Below are 17,162 nucleotides of genomic sequence, written 5' to 3'. Positions count from 1 at the left end.
TACCGAGATAGCGCAGCACATGTCCCCCCTCCTTCGCGTCCTCAACCGCACCAGCCTGGTGACCCAGATCGTCATCGGCCTGATCGCCGGTATTGTCCTGGCCTTGCTTGCGCCAGCCATCGCCCTCGACCTGGGCTTTCTCGGCAAGGTGTTCGTCAGCGCCCTGAAAGCAGTCGCGCCGGTGCTGGTGTTCATTCTGGTCATGGCCTCGATCGCCAACCATCGCCATGGCCAGGAAACCCACATCCGCCCGATTCTCTGGCTGTACCTGCTGGGCACCTTCTCGGCTGCAGTGGTGGCCGTTGTCGCCAGCATGCTGTTCCCTTCGCAACTTGCCCTGAGCGCCAGCGATGTCACCCTGAGCGCGCCTGGCGGCATTGGTGAAGTGCTGCAAAACCTGGTGCTGAGCGCTGTCGACAACCCGATCAACGCCCTGCTCAACGCCAATTTCATTGGTGTGCTGACCTGGGCCATTGGTTTGGGCGTGGCGCTGCGCCATGCCGGCGAAACCACCCGCACCGTGGTCGAGGACCTGTCCAATGGCGTAACCCTGATCGTGCGGGTAGTCATCCGCTTCGCCCCGCTGGGCATTTTCGGCCTGGTCAGTTCGACACTCGCCCAGTCTGGCCTCGATGCCCTGCTTGGCTACCTGCACCTGCTGGGGGTGCTGATCGGCTGCATGCTGTTCGTGGCGCTGGTGATGAACCCGCTGATCGTGTTCTGCAAGATCCGCCGCAACCCTTACCCATTGACGCTGCTGTGCCTGCGCGAAAGTGGTATCACGGCCTTCTTCACCCGCAGCTCGGCGGCCAACATTCCGGTCAACCTGGCACTGTCCGAGCGCCTGGGCCTGCATGAGGACACCTACTCGGTGTCGATCCCGCTGGGTGCGACCATCAATATGGCGGGCGCGGCCATCACAATCACCGTGCTGACCCTGGCAGCCGTGCACACGCTGGGCATCCCGGTAGACCTGCCTACTGCGGTGCTGCTGAGCATGGTGGCGGCGGTCTGCGCCTGTGGTGCGTCGGGCGTGGCTGGCGGTTCGCTGCTGCTGATCCCGCTGGCATGCAGCCTGTTCGGCATTCCCAGCGAGATTGCCATGCAGGTGGTTGCTGTTGGCTTCATCATTGGCGTGCTGCAGGATTCGGCAGAGACTGCGCTGAATTCTTCGACCGATGTGCTGTTCACGGCGGCGGCCTGCCAGGCGCAAGAGCGCCGTAGTGCTTGAGATAACCAGGGCCGCGTAGCGGCCCATTCGCCGGCAAGCCGGCGCCCACAGACTGGCCATGAACTCAAGGCATGTGCAGTGCCCGTGAAAGCGGTTGTGTTGCTTGATTTCAAACCGTGACGCCATCCATATCGTGGGCGCCGGCTTGCCAGCGATGGGGCAGTGATTGCTTAAGCCAGGCGCTTTACCTACGCTAGTGGCCTTTTCCTCGCAATGAGACTTGGCCATGTCAGAAAATCAAACCGCAGACGAAGGCCGCTTCAGCAGTACCGAGATCCGCATTCTCGGCGCGCTGATCGAAAAACAGGCCACCAGCCCTGAAAGTTATCCACTGACCCTCAATGCCCTGGTGCTGGCCTGCAACCAGAAGACCAGCCGTGAGCCGGTGATGAACCTGTCCCAGGGCCAGGTCGGGCAGGCGCTGCGTGCCCTGGAAAGCCAGGGCATGACCCGGCTGCAGATGGGCAGCCGCGCAGACCGTTGGGAACAGCGGGTGGACAAGGCACTGGAGCTGGTACCGGCCCAGCTGATACTGATGGGCCTGATGTTCCTGCGCGGGCCGCAAACCCTCAACGAGCTGTTGACCCGCAGCAACCGCTTGCACGACTTCGATGACACCGAACAGATCCAGCACCAGCTGGAGCGCCTGATCTCGCGTGGTTTGGCACTGCATCTGCCACGCCAGGCCGGGCAGCGCGAAGACCGCTACACCCATGCACTGGGGGATCCGGCAGAAATCGAGGCGATTCTTGCCGCTCGCCAGCAGGAAGGTGGGGCGCGCAACAGTGGCGGCAATGTGTCGGAAGAAAGGATCGAAGCCCTGGAGGCCCGGATTGCCGCGCTGGAGGCGCGCCTGGCCGAGCTTGAAGGCTAAGCCACTCAGTGTTCCGGTTCAGGGAAGTTGCGGCAGCTTTTGCGCTCGGCCATTTCCCGCTCACTGGGGCGCTGGTCGACGAACACGGTACGGCCGTCTGCGTAGATTTCCAGGTAACCCCAGTGCAGGTCCTGCTCCTGCTGCCCGGGCTGGGGTGGCACTAGCCACCAGGGTTCGCGGCTGATCAGGGTCATGGCTTGAATTCCCGAGGGTGTCGGCAGTAAGCATAGACACCCCCGGGTTTCAGGTTTACGCCGGCGCCGAGGTGCGGATCAGGTGATCGAAGGCCGCCAGCGATGCCTTGGCACCCTCACCCACCGCAATGACGATCTGCTTGTACGGCACGGTGGTCACATCACCGGCTGCGAACACGCCCGGGATGCTGGTCGCACCTTTGGCATCGACGATGATCTCGCCACGCGGCGACAGCTCGATCGTCCCCTTGAGCCAGTCGGTATTGGGCAACAGGCCGATCTGCACGAAGATACCTTCCAGCGCCAGCTCATGCTGCTCGTCGGTGGTGCGGTCCTTGTAGCGCAAGCCGGTCACCTTCTCGCCATTGCCCACCACTTCGGTGGTCAGCGCGCTGGTGATCACCTTGACGTTCGGCATGCTGTGCAGCTTGCGCTGCAGCACGGCATCGGCACGCAGCTGGCTGTCGAATTCGATCAACGTCACCTGCGCGACGATGCCGGCCAGGTCAATGGCTGCTTCCACGCCGGAGTTGCCGCCACCGATCACCGCCACACGCTTGCCCTTGAACAGCGGGCCATCGCAGTGCGGGCAGTAAGCCACGCCACGGGCACGGTACTCCTGCTCACCCGGCACGTTCATTTCGCGCCAGCGGGCGCCGGTGGCAAGGATCACGGTCTTGGCTTTGAGCGAGGCGCCGCCGGCCAGGCGTACTTCGTGCAGGCCGCCGTCGGTGGCCGGAATCAGTGCTTCGCCGCGCTGCAGGTTCATGATGTCGACGTCGTACTGCTTGACGTGCTCTTCCAATGCAGTTGCCAGTTTCGGCCCTTCGGTTTCCTGCACCGAGATGAAGTTCTCGATGGCCATGGTATCGAGCACCTGGCCGCCGAAACGCTCGGCAGCGACACCGGTACGGATGCCTTTGCGTGCTGCGTAGATGGCAGCCGCAGCACCGGCGGGGCCGCCGCCGACCACCAGCACGTCAAAGGCGTCCTTGGCATTGATCTTCTCGGCCTGGCGGGCGCCGGCGTTGGTGTCGATCTTGCCGAGGATTTCCTCAAGGCCCATGCGCCCCTGGCCGAACACTTCGCCGTTCAGGTAGATGCTGGGCACGGCCATGATCTTGCGCGACTCGACTTCGTCCTGGAACAGCGCACCGTCGATGGCCACGTGGCGTACGTTAGGGTTGAGCACCGCCATCAGGTTCAGCGCCTGGACCACGTCCGGGCAGTTCTGGCACGACAGCGAGAAGTAGGTCTCGAAGGTGAACTCGCCTTCCAGGGCCTGGATCTGCTCGATCACTTCGGCGCTGGCCTTGGAGGGGTGGCCGCCGACTTGCAGCAGCGCCAGCACCAGGGAGGTGAATTCGTGGCCCATGGGGATGCCGGCAAAACGCAGGCTGATGTCAGCGCCCGGGCGGTTGAGCGAGAACGAAGGCCGACGGGCGTCGGTACCGTCCGCGCTCAAGGTAATGAGGTTCGACAGGCTGGCAATTTCCACCAGCAGGTCGTGCAATTCGCGGGACTTCGCGCCGTCGTCGAGGGAAGCAACGATCTCGATCGGCTGGGTGACCCGCTCCAGGTAGGTTTTCAGTTGCGATTTAAGCGTGGCGTCCAACATACGGGCGATTCCTTTTTCAATCTTCGGATACAAAAACGCCCAGGCAATAGCGCCCGGGCGTTTGGCGGGGCAGTGAGTACTTCAGCTTTGGCGGCTGCTCACCGCCCACGACTGGCGCACGGTCTTAGATTTTGCCGACCAGGTCCAGGGATGGCGCGAGGGTAGCTTCGCCTTCTTTCCACTTGGCTGGGCAGACTTCGCCTGGGTGAGCGGCGATGTACTGGGCAGCCTTGACCTTGCGCAGCAGCTCGCTGGCGTCGCGGCCTACACCACCGTCGTTGATTTCGACGATCTTGATCTGGCCTTCCGGGTTGATCACGAAAGTACCGCGGTCGGCCATACCGGCTTCTTCGATCAGCACGTCGAAGTTGCGCGAGATGACGTGGGTCGGGTCACCGATCAGCGGGTACTTGATCTTGCTGATGGTGTCGGAAGTGTCGTGCCAGGCTTTGTGGGTGAAGTGGGTGTCGGTGGACACACCGTAGATTTCCACGCCCAGCTTCTGGAACTCGGCGTAGTTGTCAGCAAGGTCACCCAGCTCGGTCGGGCAGACGAAAGTGAAGTCGGCCGGGTAGAAGAACACGACAGACCACTTGCCCTTCAGGTCGGCTTCGCTTACCTGAACGAATTCGCCGTTGTGGAAGGCGGTGGCGTTGAACGGTTTGACCTGGCTGTTGATGATAGGCATGAGAGACGCTCCTTCATGGGGTTGAAATCAGTTGACGGAGAGAATCCTAACCGCTGGTCGCCACGAAGGCTCATTGGCAAACCTCATGCTTGCGATTGGTTTTGGCTATAAGCGAGGTTTATTAATAGAAGGGATTGGGCTGAGCAAAGGATTGCGCAAGCATTCAACAGCCTTATCGCTGGCAAACCAGCACACACAGGTACGGCGCCGAGCTTGAGAGCTGGGCCGTACCTGTGAGAGCCGGCTTGCCGGCGATAGGGTCCGTGAGGTTTAGCGCGTAACGGTCCGCATGGTGACGAACTCTTCCGCCGCCGTCGGGTGCACGCCAATGGTCTCGTCGAACTGCTGCTTGGTAGCGCCAGCCTTCAGGGCAACACCCAACCCCTGAATGATCTCGCCGGCATCAGGGCCGACCATGTGGCAGCCCAGCACCTTGTCGGTCTCGGCGTCCACCACCAGCTTCATCAGGGTCTTTTCCTGGATGTCGGTGAGGGTCAGTTTCATGGCGCGGAAGCGGCTCTCGAAGACCTGCACCTTGTGCCCGGCTTCCAGCGCCTGCTCTTCAGTCAGGCCCACGGTACCGATCGGCGGCTGGCTGAACACCGCGGTGGGGATGTTCTGGTAATCCACCGGGCGGTACTGCTCGGGTTTGAACAGGCGCCGCGCCACGGCCATGCCTTCGGCCAGGGCGACCGGGGTGAGCTGCACGCGGCCAATCACATCGCCAATGGCCAGGATCGACGGGGCGGTGGTCTGGTACTGCTCATCCACGCGGATATAACCGCGGCCGTCCAGCTCCACACCGGTGTTTTCCAGGCCCAGGTTGTCGAGCATCGGGCGTCGGCCGGTGGCGTAGAACACACAATCGGTGACCAGCTCGCGGCCATCCTTGAGCGTGGCCTTCAGGCTGCCGTCCTCAAGCTGCTCGATGCGCTGGATATCGGCATTGAACTGCAAGTCCATGCCGCGTTTTTCCAGTTCTTCCTTCAGGTGGGTACGCACCGAGCCGTCGAAACCGCGCAGGAACATCTCGCCGCGGTACAGTAACGTGGTGGCGGCGCCCAGGCCCTGGAAAATGCCGGCGAACTCGACCGCGATGTAGCCGCCCCCCACCACCAGCACCCGGCGTGGCAGTTCTTTGAGGTAGAACGCCTCGTTGGAGGTGATGGCCAGTTCCTTGCCCGGGATGTCCGGCACCTGTGGCCAGCCACCGGTGGCGATGAGGATGTGCCCGGCGCTGTAGCGCTGGCCTTGCACTTCCACTTCGTTGGCGCCGGTGATGCGCGCATGGCCTTCCAGCAAGGTCACGCCGCTGTTGACCAGCAGGTTGCGATAGATGCCGTTGAGGCGCTCGATTTCGCGGTTCTTGTTGGCGATCAGGGTACCCCAGTCGAAGTGGCCCTCTTCCAGGGACCAGCCGTAGCCGGCAGCCTGCTCCAGCTCATCGGCGATGTGGGCGCCATACACCAGCAACTTCTTGGGCACGCAACCGACGTTGACGCAGGTACCACCCAGGTAGCGGCTCTCGGCCACCGCCACTTTTGCACCAAAGCCCGCTGCGAAGCGTGCCGCTCGCACACCACCGGACCCGGCACCAATCACGAACAGATCAAAATCGTAGGCCATGTATTCAGTCTCCTTGGCTGGCGCTCAGCATACCGCCGTTGGCCGCCACAAACAAAAAAGCCACCCCGAAGGGTGGCTCGTCGACCTGCAGGGGCTTATCAGTAAGCCTTGCCGGTCTTGTAGTAGTTCTCGAAGCAGAAGTTGGTGGCGTCGATGTAGCCTTCGGCGCCGCCGCAGTCGAAACGCTGGCCCTTGAACTTGTAGGCAATCACGCAGCCGTTCTGTGCCTGCTGCATCAGTGCGTCGGTGATCTGGATCTCGCCGCCTTTGCCCGGTGGGGTGTTGCGGATGATATCGAAGATATCCGGGGTCAGGATGTAGCGGCCGATGATCGCCAGGTTCGATGGCGCGTCTTCCGGCGCAGGCTTTTCGACCATGTTGGTCACACGGAAGATGTCGTCGCGGATCATGTCGCCGGCAATCACGCCGTACTTGTTGGTTTCCTGCGGGTCGACTTCCTGGATGGCGATGATCGAGCAGCGGAACTGGTTGTACAGTTTGACCATCTGGGTCAGTACGCCGTCACCTTCCGGGTTTACGCACAGGTCGTCCGCCAGCACCACAGCAAACGGTTCGTCACCGATCAGCGGCTGGCCGGTCAGGATGGCGTGGCCCAGGCCTTTCATTTCGGTCTGGCGGGTGTAGGAGAACGAGCACTCGTTGAGCAGGCGGCGGATGCCGACCAGGTATTTTTCCTTGTCGGTGCCCTTGATCTGGTTTTCCAGCTCGTAGCTGATGTCGAAGTGGTCTTCCAGGGCGCGCTTGCCGCGGCCGGTGACGATGGAAATCTCGTTCAGGCCAGCGTCCAGGGCCTCTTCAACGCCATACTGGATCAGTGGCTTGTTGACCACTGGCAGCATTTCCTTGGGCATGGCTTTGGTAGCAGGCAGGAAGCGAGTGCCGTAACCGGCTGCCGGGAACAAGCATTTCTTGATCATAAACGTCCTTAAACAAAGGCAGAGCCTGTGGAATTCGGCGCAGTCTAATCAGGCGGCTGTCACCTTACAATGCCCCGCCTGCGGCCGACCGATGCCATGATAGAGATAACCCAGTGTAGATAGTTCCAAGGGATCGTAAATATTACGGCCATCAAATATCACCGGCATGCGCATCAACCCGCGCACACGGCTGAAATCCGGCTGGCGGAACTGCTTCCATTCAGTCACCAGGGCCAGTGCATCGGCACCCTCCACGCAGGCGTAGGGGTCATCGGTCAGTTTCAGTTGGCCACTGGCCAGCGCCTGCGCATAGCGCTCGGCAACCCCGGCCAGCGCCACCGGGTCACAGGCCTGCACGCGCGTCCCTGCGGCCAGCAAGGCATCGAGCAGCACCAGGCTGGGGGCCTCGCGCAGGTCATCGGTGCCCGGTTTGAAAGCCAGCCCCCACACCGCCACGGTACGCCCGCGCATGAACCCACCGAAATGCTGCTGCAACGCAGTGAACAACAGGGTCTTCTGCTGATCGTTGCGGGCTTGTACTGCCCGCAGGATGGCAGGCTGATAACCTTGCTGCTCGGCGGTGCGGACCAGCGCGCGAATATCCTTCGGGAAGCATGACCCCCCATAACCACAGCCGGCGTAGATGAAATGGCTGCCGATGCGTCGGTCGCTACCGATGCCGTGGCGCACCTGTTCGATGTCCACCCCCAAGTGTGCGCACAGCCCGGCCAATTCATTGATGAACGATATCTTGGTCGCCAGGAAGGCATTGGCTGCGTACTTGCTGAATTCGGCCGCACGCGGGGACATCACCAGGATACGTTCGCGATTGCGCACAAAAGGCGCGTAGAGGCGTTGCAAGGACTGCCGTGCTGCCTCGTTGTCCGTGCCGATGATGATGCGGTCCGGGCGCATGAAATCGTCGATGGCGCTGCCTTCCTTGAGAAACTCAGGGTTGCTCGCCACCTCGACGGTAAAACCGGCGCTGCGGTCGCGCAGGCCCTGCATCACGTGCCGGGCCACGCGCTCTGCGGTGCCGACCGGCACGGTCGACTTGTTGACCACCAGGCAACTGCGCGGCAAATGGCGGCCAAGGCTGTCGGCCACGGCCAGCACGTGCTGCAGGTCGGCCGAGCCGTCTTCCAGGCTGGGCGTGCCGACGGCGATGAACACCACCTGAGCCTTGGCCAGCGAAGGCTGCCACTGGTCGCTGAAGCTCAGCAGCCCTTGGCCGATCCCAGATTGCAACAGTGCCTGCAGCCCCGGTTCATGGATCGGACACTGGCCCTGACGCAGTTGTGCCAGGCGCTGCGGGTCGCGTTCCAGGCACACCACCCGGTTGCCCATCCCGGCGAAACAGGCTGCCGTCACCAACCCTACATACCCTGCCCCGATCACACAGAGGTCCATGGCCGCGCTCCTTGAGTGAGATAGCGGACATTGCTACCCCGCAGGGGTTGCAAAGCGGTGACGGCCGGATGACAGAACCGTGAGGCCAACGGTGAGCGCGTCAGCTACCTGTTCCCTGCCCGATCAGCACCCCCTCGACCTTCTGCCCATACAGGTTGACCCCGTCGTTGGCATGGAACTTCAGCCGGGTCTTCTCGACAGAGCCCTCCACCAGCCGAGGGTCCTGCGGCCGTTCGTGGCGATTGACCCAGGCTGCCACATCCCACGCCTGCTGATCACTCAGGCTGCCTGGCCGGCCCAGCGGCATGTTGTGCTTGATGAAGGAGGCCGCGGTGTTGATCCGGTGCATGCCGGCACCCCAGTTGTAGGAATCCTTGCCCCACAAGGGCGGCATCACGTATTCGCCGGCCACTTTCTGCCCTTCACCATTGTCCCCGTGACAGATGGCGCACTGCTCGCGGTAGACCTGCTGGCCGCGCTTGAAGTCGTAGCCACCCTGGGGTTGTGGTACTTCAGGGTAGCCACGCCCGGCGATCTCCACACCGGTAGGCGCTTTGGTGGACAGCCAGTAGGCATAGGCCGACAGCGCAGTCATCTGCGGGCTGTCGGCGGCCGGGGGCTTGCCGTTCATGCTGAACTGGAAGCAGCCTTGGATACGTTCGGCGTAGGTGTTGACCTTGTCGTTCTTCTTGCGATAGGCCGGGTACATAGGGTACGCACCCCACATCGGCGCGGAGTTTGCCAGGCGGCCCTGGTCGAGGTGGCAGTTACTGCAGTTCATGCCATTACCCACCGCCTCGGGCATCAGTCGGCGGGTGTCGACGAACAGCGCATGGCCCTCGCGTACCATTTTGCCGAAGGCGTTGTCCGGCAGCTCACTCTCAGCGGGAGGCGCGAACTGCGCTGAGGCCTGGGCAGCAGGAACGTTCAACTGCGACTGGTCTTCCATGGCGATGGGCGCCGCAACGGCGTGCCCCATGGCCGACAGCAGCAACGCTGGCATCAATGCTTTCATGGCTTTCATGGCTTTCATGGCTTGACCTCCTGGCTGGCAGGGTTGGCAAAGAATTCTGCGATTGCCTGGACCTCTTGGTCGGTCATGGCCTTGGCCACACCGACCATCAGCTGATTGGGGTCGTTGCTGCGGCTGCCGTCGCGCCAGCCGTTGAGTTGCGCCACCAGGTAGCTGGCAGGCTGCCCGGCCAAGGGCGGAAAGTGCTCGCCAACTCCACTGCCACCAGGGCCATGGCATTGCACGCAACCGGGAATATTGCGGCTCCAGTCGCCGTAAAGGGCCAGTCGGGTGGTGGGGTCGTCTGCGATTTGCTGGCGGCGCAAGCCGGGGGTCGGGTCGCCAGGCAGGCTGGCCAGGTAGTCGCTGACGGCCGTGATCTCATCCTCGGTCAAGGCTTTGGCCAGCGGCTCCATCACTGCCTGTTTACGGCTGCCGGCACGCCAGTCATGCAACTGCTTGCTCAGGTAGCCGGCCGGCAGGCCGGCCAAACGTGGGAACCCAGCGGCGGCTATGCCCTTGCCGTCCGCACCATGGCAGCCCATACAAGCCATGGCGGCGGGGTTGGCGCCACCCTGGGTGAAGATCTTCTGGCCATCGGCGGCGTGCGCCATGGGCCAGGCCAGGATCAGCAGGCTGCCGATCAGGACTCGACTCAACGGGGTCATCACGAATCTCCATTTCTTTTGTTATAAGCTTAGGCTTAAAACACATAAGCAAATGGATACTAGCCCCGCCAGGGAATTGCCAACAATGCCAACCCGACCAACAGATGGCAATTGGCCTTGTTAACCGCGCTTTAGTTGAGCCAGATCAACCGCCAGAGATGCACTTGGTCGCCGCCGTGCGCACATCACCCAGGCGCAGCGGGAAGTTGTTCAAGCGTTCATGCAGCTTGATGCTGCTGCCGCTGCCACGTTCCTCGATGTCCACCAGTGCCGCTGGCCCGGCGCCGGCAGTCAACTTTTGCGGCACGATCAACCGCAGGCCATCGTCGCGCTGCTCTTCGACCAAGGGATCACGGGTGTTCGCCAGCTCCGCCTTGACACAGTCGGCATACTCGCGGGGCGTCTTGCCAGAGATCACATCCATCGTTTCGTGCGACTGCTCCAGCTCGGAAACGCTGACACAACCACCCAGCGTCAGGGACAACGCCGCCACCATCCACTTCATTTGGCACACCTCACCTATCAGGAATGCATCAGACCACGGCCAGGCACTTTTGCTCCGTGCTTTGGCAGATTTATCTAGCCCCATGCCATCAGGCGCGCCAGCCAATCCCGACATCGTGGTATCGTTCGCGTTTGCAGAACCCGACTTTGCGGAGCACCCCATGAAATTCGTACACCAGCGCGAGCATCTCAACGAGGACGACATCGTTGTCGTCGAGTGCTCTCAACGCTGCAACATCCGCCTGATGAACGACGCCAACTTCCGCAGCTTCAAAAATGGCGGCCGACACACTTACCACGGCGGCCACTTCGAGCGGTTCCCGGCCAAGATCACGGTACCCAGCACCGGTTTCTGGAACATCACCATCGACACCGTGACCACCCGTCCCATCTCGGTAACGCGCAAGCCGACCTTGACCCACAAGATCAAGATCATCCGTCGTTCGTCGTCCAAACTCAGATAAGACCGCCATGACCCAGAACATCAAGTACGTCATCAAATACAAGCTCGACGGCGAACGCCGCTGGGATTTCGCCGTCATGCCCGATGCCTCGCACGAGCAGGCACTCGATGCCCTGCGCAAGATCCACGGCGACGACGCCGACAAGATCAGCGACATCCAGGTCAGCAAGGCACTGTAAAAGCGCAGGGAGGACTGCATGAGCAACTGGCCCGACCATCGTATTCTCGATCTGCTGGGCATCGAGTTGCCCATCCTCCAGGCGCCTATGGCCGGCGCCAGCGGCTCGCCCCTGGCAATCGCCGTGGCCAAAGCCGGTGGCCTGGGCGCCCTGCCCTGCGCCATGCTCACGGGCGAGCAGGTGCGCGGCGAGATTGCAGCCTTTCGCAGCGCTTGCCCGGGCGCCCCGCTTAACCTGAATTTTTTCTGCCACCAGCCGCCCACCCCAGACATCGACCGCGAAACGCGCTGGAAGCTGGCACTCAAACCGTATTACACAGAAGTTGGCGCCGACTTCGAGGCTCCCACTCCGGTTTCCAACCGTGCACCGTTCGACGAGCACAGCTGCCGGCTGGTCGAACAATTGCGCCCTGAGGTGGTGAGTTTCCACTTCGGCCTGCCTGAGGCTGCATTGCTGCAGCGGGTAAAAGCAGCCGGGGCCAAGGTGCTGTCCAGTGCCACCACGGTGGAAGAAGCGCTGTGGCTGGAGGCCAAGGGTTGCGACGCGATCATTGCCATGGGCAGTGAAGCCGGTGGCCATCGCGGCATGTTCCTCAGCGAAGACATCAACAGCCAGATCGGCACCTTCGCCCTGGTGCCGCAGGTTGCCGATGCAGTGGGCGTGCCGGTGATCGCCGCTGGCGGCATCGCTGACCACCGTGGCCTGGTTGCAGCACTGGCCCTGGGTGCCAGCGCCGTGCAAATCGGCACGGCCTACCTGTTCTGCCCCCAAGCCAAGGTGTCTGCGGCCCATCGACGCGCGCTGGACAGTGCACCGGCCAGCGACACGGCCCTGACCAACCTGTTCACCGGGCGCCCGGCGCGCGGCATCAACAACCGCGTCATGCGCGAGCTGGGGCCGATGAGTGAACTGGCGCCACGCTTCCCCCTGGCAGGCGGCGCGCTGATGCCGTTGCGGGCAATCACCGACCCGCAAGGCAACAGCGACTTCAGCAACTTGTGGGCGGGGCAAGCGTTGCGGCTGGGCAAGGCAATGCCGGCTGAACAGTTGACCCGGGAGATTGCAGAGAGGGCGTTGGCGCTGGTTGGGCGTTAGGAATTTATCTGGGGTGCCGGCTTGCAGGGGCTGCGGGGCATGGCACCGGCTGTGCCGGTGATTACCGGCAAGCCGGCTCCTGCAAGGATTGCAAGCCAGACAGCACCTTCCGGCTTGGGGCCTATCGCTATATAGTTACCGCTATAACGATAACCTGCACTCCTAGGGAGCTGTTTTCATGCGTATCCGCCTGCCCCACCTCACCGCCACTGCCCTCGCCTGCCTGCTATCACTCAACAGCGCCTGGGCCGACGAGGTGCAGGTTGCGGTCGCGGCAAACTTCACCGCGCCGATCCAGGCCATCGCCAAGGACTTCGAGAAAGACACCGGCCACAAGCTGATCGCCGCCTATGGCGCCACGGGGCAGTTCTACGCACAGATCAAGAACGGCGCACCGTTCGAGGTGTTCCTCGCCGCCGATGACAGCACCCCGGCCAAGCTGGAGCAGGAAAAGGACATCGTCCCCGGCTCGCGCTTCACCTACGCCATCGGCACCCTTGCGCTGTGGTCGGCCAAGGAAGGCTATGTTGACGCCCAAGGTGAGGTACTGAAGAAAAACCAGTACAAGCACCTGTCCATCGCCAACCCGAAGACGGCACCCTACGGCCTGGCCGCCACTCAGGTGCTGGCCAAGCTTGGCCTGGCCGAAGCCACCCAGGGCAAGATCGTCGAAGGCCAGAACATCACCCAGGCCTTCCAGTTCGTCTCCACCGGCAATGCCGAGCTGGGCTTCGTCGCCCTGTCGCAGATCTACAAAGACGGCAAAGTCACCGGTGGTTCGGCCTGGGTCGTACCGCCCGAACTGCACGACCCTATCCGCCAGGACGCCGTCATTCTCAACAAGGGCAAAGACAACCCGGCGGCCAAGGCACTGGTTGAATACCTCAAAGGCCCAAAAGCTGCTGCGCTGATCAAATCCTATGGTTATGAACGCTGATGCCGCTGGACGCCAGTGACCTGGGTGCCATCTGGCTGACGGTGAAACTGGCCAGCCTGACCACCCTGATCTTGCTGCTCATCGGCACGCCTATTGCCTGGTGGCTGGCGCACACGCGCTCTTGGTTGCGCGGGCCGCTGGGTGCGGTGGTGGCGCTACCACTGGTGCTGCCGCCGACGGTGATCGGTTTTTACCTGCTGATCGCCCTCGGCCCGCAGGGCTGGATAGGCCAGGCCACCGAGGCGCTGGGCCTGGGAAGCGTGGTGTTCAGTTTCACTGGGCTGGTGATCGGCTCGACGGTGTACTCCCTGCCGTTCGTGGTGCAACCGCTGCAGAACGCCTTCGCTGCCATCGGCCAGCGCCCGCTGGAAGTTGCCGCCACCTTGCGCGCCAGCCCGTGGGACACCTTCGTGCATGTGGTGCTGCCGCTGGCGCGGCCTGGCTTCATCACCGCCAGCATCCTTGGCTTTGCCCACACCGTAGGCGAGTTTGGCGTGGTGCTGATGATTGGCGGCAACATCCCCGACAAGACCCGCGTGGTCTCGGTGCAGATCTTCGATCACGTCGAGGCCATGGAGTATACGCAAGCCCACTGGCTGGCAGGTGCCATGCTGGTGTTCTCGTTCCTGGTGCTGCTCCTGCTGTACGCGGGGCGCCATGGCAAGCCTGGCTGGAGCTGAAATGACCGGATCGATTGTGGCGCGTCTCAAGCTTGCGCGTGACGACTTCACCCTGGATGTCGACCTGCAACTGCCAGGGCGCGGCATCAGCGCGCTGTTCGGCCATTCCGGCTCGGGCAAAACCTCGTGCCTGCGCTGCCTGGCCGGGCTGGAACGGGCTGCGAGCGCGTACATCGAGGTCAACGGTGAAGTCTGGGAAGACAGCACACGTGGCCACTTCCTGGCGCCGCACCTGCGCCCGGTCGGCTACGTGTTCCAGGAGGCCAGCCTGTTCCCGCACTTGTCGGTGCGCGGCAACCTGGAATTCGGCTGGCGGCGAATTGCACCAGGCCAGCGCAAGGTCAGCCTCGACCAGGCCTGCCAGCTGCTGGGCATCGGCCACCTGCTCGAGCGCAGGCCCGCGACCCTGTCCGGCGGCGAGGCCCAGCGTGTGGGTATCGCCCGGGCGCTGCTCAGCAGCCCGCGCCTGTTATTGATGGATGAGCCCCTGGCCGCACTGGACGGGCCGCGCAAGCGCGAGATCCTGCCCTACCTGGAGCGCCTGCACGAGGAACTGGACATCCCGCTGGTGTACGTCAGCCATGCCCAGGATGAAGTGGCGCGGTTGGCCGATCACCTGGTGCTGCTGGAGCAAGGCAAGGCCACGGCCAGTGGCCCGATTGGCCAGACGCTCGCGCGCCTGGACCTGTCGCTGGCCCAGGGCGACGATGCCGGCGTGGTGTTCGAGGGCCTTGTGGTTGGCCACGACCCGCAGTACGGCCTGCTGGACCTGCGCCTGGCTGGCCACGAAGCGCCTTTACTACGCATTGCCCACCCGGCACACAGCATGGGCAGCGCCTTGCGCGTGAAGGTTCAGGCCCGCGACGTCAGCCTCACGCTAACGGCAGATGGTACCTCCAGCATCCTCAACCGGCTGGCGGTGCGCGTACGCGAAGTGCACCCGGCGGATAACCCGGCGCATGTGCTGGTAAGCCTGGATGCCGGCGGCAATGCCCTGCTGGCGCGCATCACCCGCTTCTCGGCGGACCAGCTCGGCCTGCACCCGGGGCAGGCTTTGTTTGCGCAAATAAAGTCGGTAGCGCTATTGGGCTGAGCATCGCTCGCACGGCCGCTGTCCATTGATCAGTGACCTGAACGAGGCCTGCCGCCCATGCCTGACTGCAACTTGCCCGCCAGCCTGCATTACGTTGACGATAGCCAGCCCGGCCTGAGCCGGCGCCGCTGGCGTGACCGTTTCATCTATTTGGATGCCCAAGGCCAACGTGTGCGCGACAGTGAAACGCTGGCGCGCATCGCCGCCCTGGTGATCCCGCCGGCCTACACCGACGTGTGGATCTGCGCCGACCCGCAAGGCCACCTGCAAGCCACAGGGCGCGATGCGCGTGGCCGCAAGCAGTACCGCTACCACGCCCAGTGGCGCGAGCTGCGCGATCAACACAAATATGGGCGCATGCTGGCTTTTGCCCAGGCATTGCCCAAGCTTCGCGCACAGCTGGAGACACACCTGGCGCGCCCGGGGCTGGACCGGGAAAAGGTAATGGCACTGGTGGTCAGTCTGCTGGACCACACACTGATCCGCATCGGCAACGAGCGCTACCTGCGCGACAACAAATCCTACGGCCTGACCACGCTACGCAACCGCCACGTCAAGGTCGAGGGCAGCACCATCCGCTTCCAGTTCCGCGGCAAGCGCGGCGTGGAACACAATGTCACCCTGCGCGACCGACGCCTGGCCAACCTGCTCAAACGCTGCATGGAGCTGCCGGGGCAGGCGCTGTTCCAGTATCTGGACGAAGAAGGCCAGCGGCACAGCATTGGGTCCAGTGAGATCAACCAGTTCCTGCAACAACTGACCGGGGCCGATTTCACTGCCAAGGATTACCGCACCTGGGCAGGTAGCAGCCTGGCGCTGAGCCTGCTCAGGCCGCTGGCCTGGGAGCCCGAGAGCGAGGCAAAGCGCCAGGTTGCGAGTATCGTCAAGCAGGTGGCCGCGCGCCTGGGCAATACCCCAGCCGTGTGCAGGCGCTGCTACATCCACCCTGCCGTGCTGGAGCATTACGCCTTGGGGCGCCTGGCAGAGCTGCCTGGCAGCCGTGTGCGCAAAGGCCTTGATCCCGAAGAGGTAGCGTTGCTGTTGTTTCTGCAGGCACTGGAGCAAGCGCAAGCCAATTGAGCGAGCCTATGCCTGCAATCATGCAGAGAAATTTCCCATTAAGGCCGAAGCCCCCTATCCTTGCCACCGAGCACCTTCGCCGGGACGCTTACCGCGTTTTACAACGGCACCTGCAACTAAAGACACACAACAGAATTTGTCTGACGGGGAATTAATATCCGCCGAAAGCGTCTTTAATGAGAAGGAAGAGGGACAGGCTCCCACCACTGCGGCACTTGCCGGGTGGATTTTGATATCACCAAGGAGAACTACATGCTGATACTCACCCGTAAGGTTGGCGAAAGCATCGTCATCAACGATGACATCAAAGTCACCATTCTGGGCGTGAAGGGGATGCAGGTGAGGATTGGCATCGATGCACCAAAGGATGTCCAGGTGCACCGGGAAGAAATCTTCAAGCGTATCCAGGCCGGCAGCCCGGCCCCGGAAAAGCACGACGACCAACACTGATTGCGACACTTCAAGCCGCACGGACGCGCTTGATCGATTGGGTACACACACCGCAGCCCGAGCCTCAGGCGCCAAGCAGCTCGCGCACTTTGGCGATCAACTTTTCCACGTCGAACGGTTTGTCGAACGCCGCAGCGAACAGCTCCGGGCGTCCCTGGCTGGCCTGCGCGCCGCTCATGAGGATCACGGGCAGGTCGGGCAGCTGCAACTCTTTGCGGATCGCCAGCACCAGCTCTTCGCCGTTGAGCACCGGCATCATGTAATCGGTGATCACCAGATCCACGCGTTTTTCCTGCAACGCTTCCAGGGCCTTGCGCCCATTGCTCGCCTTTTCCACCAAAAAGCCTTCGTCCTCCAGGGCAAAGCCCAGGATATCGGCGATCAGATATTCGTCATCGACGATCAGGATAGTGTTCATCAGC

The 17,162-nt window shown here is 62.7% G+C and carries 20 protein-coding genes; 10 read left to right on the top strand and 10 right to left on the bottom strand.

The features are described from left to right. Positions 1 to 19: 19 nt before the first annotated feature. Both sstT and EGJ09_RS12815 read left to right on the top strand, forming a co-directional pair. Complete coding sequence (gene sstT / locus EGJ09_RS12820; RefSeq protein ID WP_125923997.1) at positions 20 to 1,231, top strand: serine/threonine transporter SstT; 1,212 nt, start codon at positions 20 to 22, stop codon at positions 1,229 to 1,231. A gap of 226 nt (positions 1,232 to 1,457) precedes the next feature. Next, positions 1,458 to 2,105, top strand: coding sequence for a YceH family protein (locus tag EGJ09_RS12815; protein ID WP_115274404.1), 648 nt, complete (start codon positions 1,458 to 1,460; stop codon positions 2,103 to 2,105). A 5-nt stretch (positions 2,106 to 2,110) separates the two neighbouring features. On the opposite strand, the gene EGJ09_RS12810 is transcribed toward EGJ09_RS12815, so the two are convergent. The 9 genes from EGJ09_RS12810 to EGJ09_RS12770 form a co-directional block, all read right to left on the bottom strand. Further along, positions 2,111 to 2,299, bottom strand: coding sequence for a hypothetical protein (locus EGJ09_RS12810; RefSeq protein ID WP_046785739.1), 189 nt, complete (start codon positions 2,297 to 2,299; stop codon positions 2,111 to 2,113). Positions 2,300 to 2,354: 55 nt separating this feature from the next. Further along, positions 2,355 to 3,917: an alkyl hydroperoxide reductase subunit F gene (gene ahpF, locus EGJ09_RS12805; RefSeq protein ID WP_125923995.1), complete on the bottom strand. Its 1,563-nt coding sequence runs from the start codon at positions 3,915 to 3,917 to the stop codon at positions 2,355 to 2,357. Positions 3,918 to 4,041: 124 nt separating this feature from the next. After that, positions 4,042 to 4,605 carry an alkyl hydroperoxide reductase subunit C gene (gene ahpC / locus EGJ09_RS12800; protein WP_012315033.1) on the bottom strand — a complete coding sequence of 188 codons (564 nt, stop codon included), beginning with the start codon at positions 4,603 to 4,605 and terminating at the stop codon, positions 4,042 to 4,044. Between the two features lie 270 nt (positions 4,606 to 4,875). Then, positions 4,876 to 6,231 (bottom strand): glutathione-disulfide reductase, encoded by a 1,356-nt coding sequence (gene gorA, locus EGJ09_RS12795; RefSeq protein ID WP_125923994.1) that lies wholly within the window; start codon positions 6,229 to 6,231, stop codon positions 4,876 to 4,878. A 98-nt stretch (positions 6,232 to 6,329) separates the two neighbouring features. After that, entirely contained in the window at positions 6,330 to 7,169 is an 840-nt protein-coding gene (gene galU / locus EGJ09_RS12790) for a UTP--glucose-1-phosphate uridylyltransferase GalU (protein WP_012315035.1), read from the bottom strand. A gap of 48 nt (positions 7,170 to 7,217) precedes the next feature. Next, positions 7,218 to 8,579, bottom strand: a complete 1,362-nt coding sequence (locus EGJ09_RS12785) for a UDP-glucose/GDP-mannose dehydrogenase family protein (RefSeq protein WP_125923991.1) — start codon at positions 8,577 to 8,579, stop codon at positions 7,218 to 7,220. Positions 8,580 to 8,679: 100 nt separating this feature from the next. Next, positions 8,680 to 9,594, bottom strand: coding sequence for a c-type cytochrome (locus EGJ09_RS12780; protein WP_119689064.1), 915 nt, complete (start codon positions 9,592 to 9,594; stop codon positions 8,680 to 8,682). A 14-nt stretch (positions 9,595 to 9,608) separates the two neighbouring features. After that, a complete protein-coding gene (locus EGJ09_RS12775; RefSeq protein ID WP_125923989.1) occupies positions 9,609 to 10,259 on the bottom strand; it encodes a cytochrome c in 651 nt (216 codons plus the stop codon). A 145-nt stretch (positions 10,260 to 10,404) separates the two neighbouring features. Beyond that, on the bottom strand, positions 10,405 to 10,764 hold the full coding sequence (locus EGJ09_RS12770) for a hypothetical protein (protein WP_039602624.1): 360 nt from the start codon (positions 10,762 to 10,764) through the stop codon (positions 10,405 to 10,407). A gap of 160 nt (positions 10,765 to 10,924) precedes the next feature. Here EGJ09_RS12770 and EGJ09_RS12765 point away from each other — a divergent pair, with 160 nt between their 5' ends. The 8 genes from EGJ09_RS12765 to csrA all read left to right on the top strand — a co-directional run bounded on the left by EGJ09_RS12765 (position 10,925) and on the right by csrA (position 16,740). Then, positions 10,925 to 11,227: a DUF1883 domain-containing protein gene (locus tag EGJ09_RS12765; protein ID WP_046785735.1), complete on the top strand. Its 303-nt coding sequence runs from the start codon at positions 10,925 to 10,927 to the stop codon at positions 11,225 to 11,227. Between the two features lie 7 nt (positions 11,228 to 11,234). Then, positions 11,235 to 11,405: a hypothetical protein gene (locus EGJ09_RS26560; RefSeq protein WP_012315041.1), complete on the top strand. Its 171-nt coding sequence runs from the start codon at positions 11,235 to 11,237 to the stop codon at positions 11,403 to 11,405. An 18-nt stretch (positions 11,406 to 11,423) separates the two neighbouring features. Beyond that, positions 11,424 to 12,500: a nitronate monooxygenase family protein gene (locus EGJ09_RS12760; protein ID WP_125923988.1), complete on the top strand. Its 1,077-nt coding sequence runs from the start codon at positions 11,424 to 11,426 to the stop codon at positions 12,498 to 12,500. A 178-nt stretch (positions 12,501 to 12,678) separates the two neighbouring features. Then, on the top strand, positions 12,679 to 13,437 hold the full coding sequence (modA, locus tag EGJ09_RS12755) for a molybdate ABC transporter substrate-binding protein (protein ID WP_125923986.1): 759 nt from the start codon (positions 12,679 to 12,681) through the stop codon (positions 13,435 to 13,437). After that, a complete protein-coding gene (gene modB / locus EGJ09_RS12750; protein ID WP_125923983.1) occupies positions 13,437 to 14,117 on the top strand; it encodes a molybdate ABC transporter permease subunit in 681 nt (226 codons plus the stop codon). Before modA ends, modB begins: the two co-directional genes overlap by 1 nt. 1 nt (position 14,118) lies before the next feature. Next, the gene (gene modC / locus EGJ09_RS12745; RefSeq protein ID WP_046785732.1) at positions 14,119 to 15,210 is read left to right on the top strand and encodes a molybdenum ABC transporter ATP-binding protein; all 1,092 of its coding nucleotides are present in this window, start codon (positions 14,119 to 14,121) and stop codon (positions 15,208 to 15,210) included. 57 nt (positions 15,211 to 15,267) lie between these two features. Beyond that, positions 15,268 to 16,290: a DNA topoisomerase IB gene (locus EGJ09_RS12740; protein WP_046785731.1), complete on the top strand. Its 1,023-nt coding sequence runs from the start codon at positions 15,268 to 15,270 to the stop codon at positions 16,288 to 16,290. 252 nt (positions 16,291 to 16,542) lie between these two features. Further along, positions 16,543 to 16,740 (top strand): carbon storage regulator CsrA, encoded by a 198-nt coding sequence (csrA, locus tag EGJ09_RS12735; protein WP_012315047.1) that lies wholly within the window; start codon positions 16,543 to 16,545, stop codon positions 16,738 to 16,740. A gap of 64 nt (positions 16,741 to 16,804) precedes the next feature. Here the strand turns inward: csrA and EGJ09_RS12730 are convergent, their stop codons facing one another. Beyond that, positions 16,805 to 17,158, bottom strand: coding sequence for a response regulator (locus EGJ09_RS12730; RefSeq protein ID WP_125923981.1), 354 nt, complete (start codon positions 17,156 to 17,158; stop codon positions 16,805 to 16,807). Positions 17,159 to 17,162 lie beyond the last annotated feature (4 nt).

Source organism: Pseudomonas sp. p106 (assembly GCF_003936645.1).
Lineage (GTDB): Bacteria > Pseudomonadota > Gammaproteobacteria > Pseudomonadales > Pseudomonadaceae > Aquipseudomonas > Aquipseudomonas putida_E.
Note: the sequence above shows the minus strand (reverse complement) of the source record. Positions and strands in the feature narration are given on the sequence as shown.

Bases quoted from the DNA above. Each gene is read 5' to 3' on its own strand.
- modC (WP_046785732.1), top strand. From the start codon at position 14,119: ATGACCGGATCGATTGTGGCGCGTCTCAAGCTTGCGCGTGACGACTTC.
- EGJ09_RS12730 (WP_125923981.1), bottom strand. From the start codon at position 17,158: ATGAACACTATCCTGATCGTCGATGACGAATATCTGATCGCCGATATC.
- EGJ09_RS12760 (WP_125923988.1), top strand. From the start codon at position 11,424: ATGAGCAACTGGCCCGACCATCGTATTCTCGATCTGCTGGGCATCGAG.
- ahpF (WP_125923995.1), bottom strand. From the start codon at position 3,917: ATGTTGGACGCCACGCTTAAATCGCAACTGAAAACCTACCTGGAGCGG.
- galU (WP_012315035.1), bottom strand. From the start codon at position 7,169: ATGATCAAGAAATGCTTGTTCCCGGCAGCCGGTTACGGCACTCGCTTC.
- modA (WP_125923986.1), top strand. From the start codon at position 12,679: ATGCGTATCCGCCTGCCCCACCTCACCGCCACTGCCCTCGCCTGCCTG.
- csrA (WP_012315047.1), top strand. From the start codon at position 16,543: ATGCTGATACTCACCCGTAAGGTTGGCGAAAGCATCGTCATCAACGAT.
- EGJ09_RS12785 (WP_125923991.1), bottom strand. From the start codon at position 8,579: ATGGACCTCTGTGTGATCGGGGCAGGGTATGTAGGGTTGGTGACGGCA.
- EGJ09_RS12740 (WP_046785731.1), top strand. From the start codon at position 15,268: ATGCCTGACTGCAACTTGCCCGCCAGCCTGCATTACGTTGACGATAGC.
- EGJ09_RS12815 (WP_115274404.1), top strand. From the start codon at position 1,458: ATGTCAGAAAATCAAACCGCAGACGAAGGCCGCTTCAGCAGTACCGAG.
- ahpC (WP_012315033.1), bottom strand. From the start codon at position 4,605: ATGCCTATCATCAACAGCCAGGTCAAACCGTTCAACGCCACCGCCTTC.
- EGJ09_RS12765 (WP_046785735.1), top strand. From the start codon at position 10,925: ATGAAATTCGTACACCAGCGCGAGCATCTCAACGAGGACGACATCGTT.
- modB (WP_125923983.1), top strand. From the start codon at position 13,437: ATGCCGCTGGACGCCAGTGACCTGGGTGCCATCTGGCTGACGGTGAAA.
- EGJ09_RS12810 (WP_046785739.1), bottom strand. From the start codon at position 2,299: ATGACCCTGATCAGCCGCGAACCCTGGTGGCTAGTGCCACCCCAGCCC.
- gorA (WP_125923994.1), bottom strand. From the start codon at position 6,231: ATGGCCTACGATTTTGATCTGTTCGTGATTGGTGCCGGGTCCGGTGGT.
- EGJ09_RS12780 (WP_119689064.1), bottom strand. From the start codon at position 9,594: ATGAAAGCATTGATGCCAGCGTTGCTGCTGTCGGCCATGGGGCACGCC.
- sstT (WP_125923997.1), top strand. From the start codon at position 20: ATGTCCCCCCTCCTTCGCGTCCTCAACCGCACCAGCCTGGTGACCCAG.
- EGJ09_RS26560 (WP_012315041.1), top strand. From the start codon at position 11,235: ATGACCCAGAACATCAAGTACGTCATCAAATACAAGCTCGACGGCGAA.
- EGJ09_RS12770 (WP_039602624.1), bottom strand. From the start codon at position 10,764: ATGAAGTGGATGGTGGCGGCGTTGTCCCTGACGCTGGGTGGTTGTGTC.
- EGJ09_RS12775 (WP_125923989.1), bottom strand. From the start codon at position 10,259: ATGACCCCGTTGAGTCGAGTCCTGATCGGCAGCCTGCTGATCCTGGCC.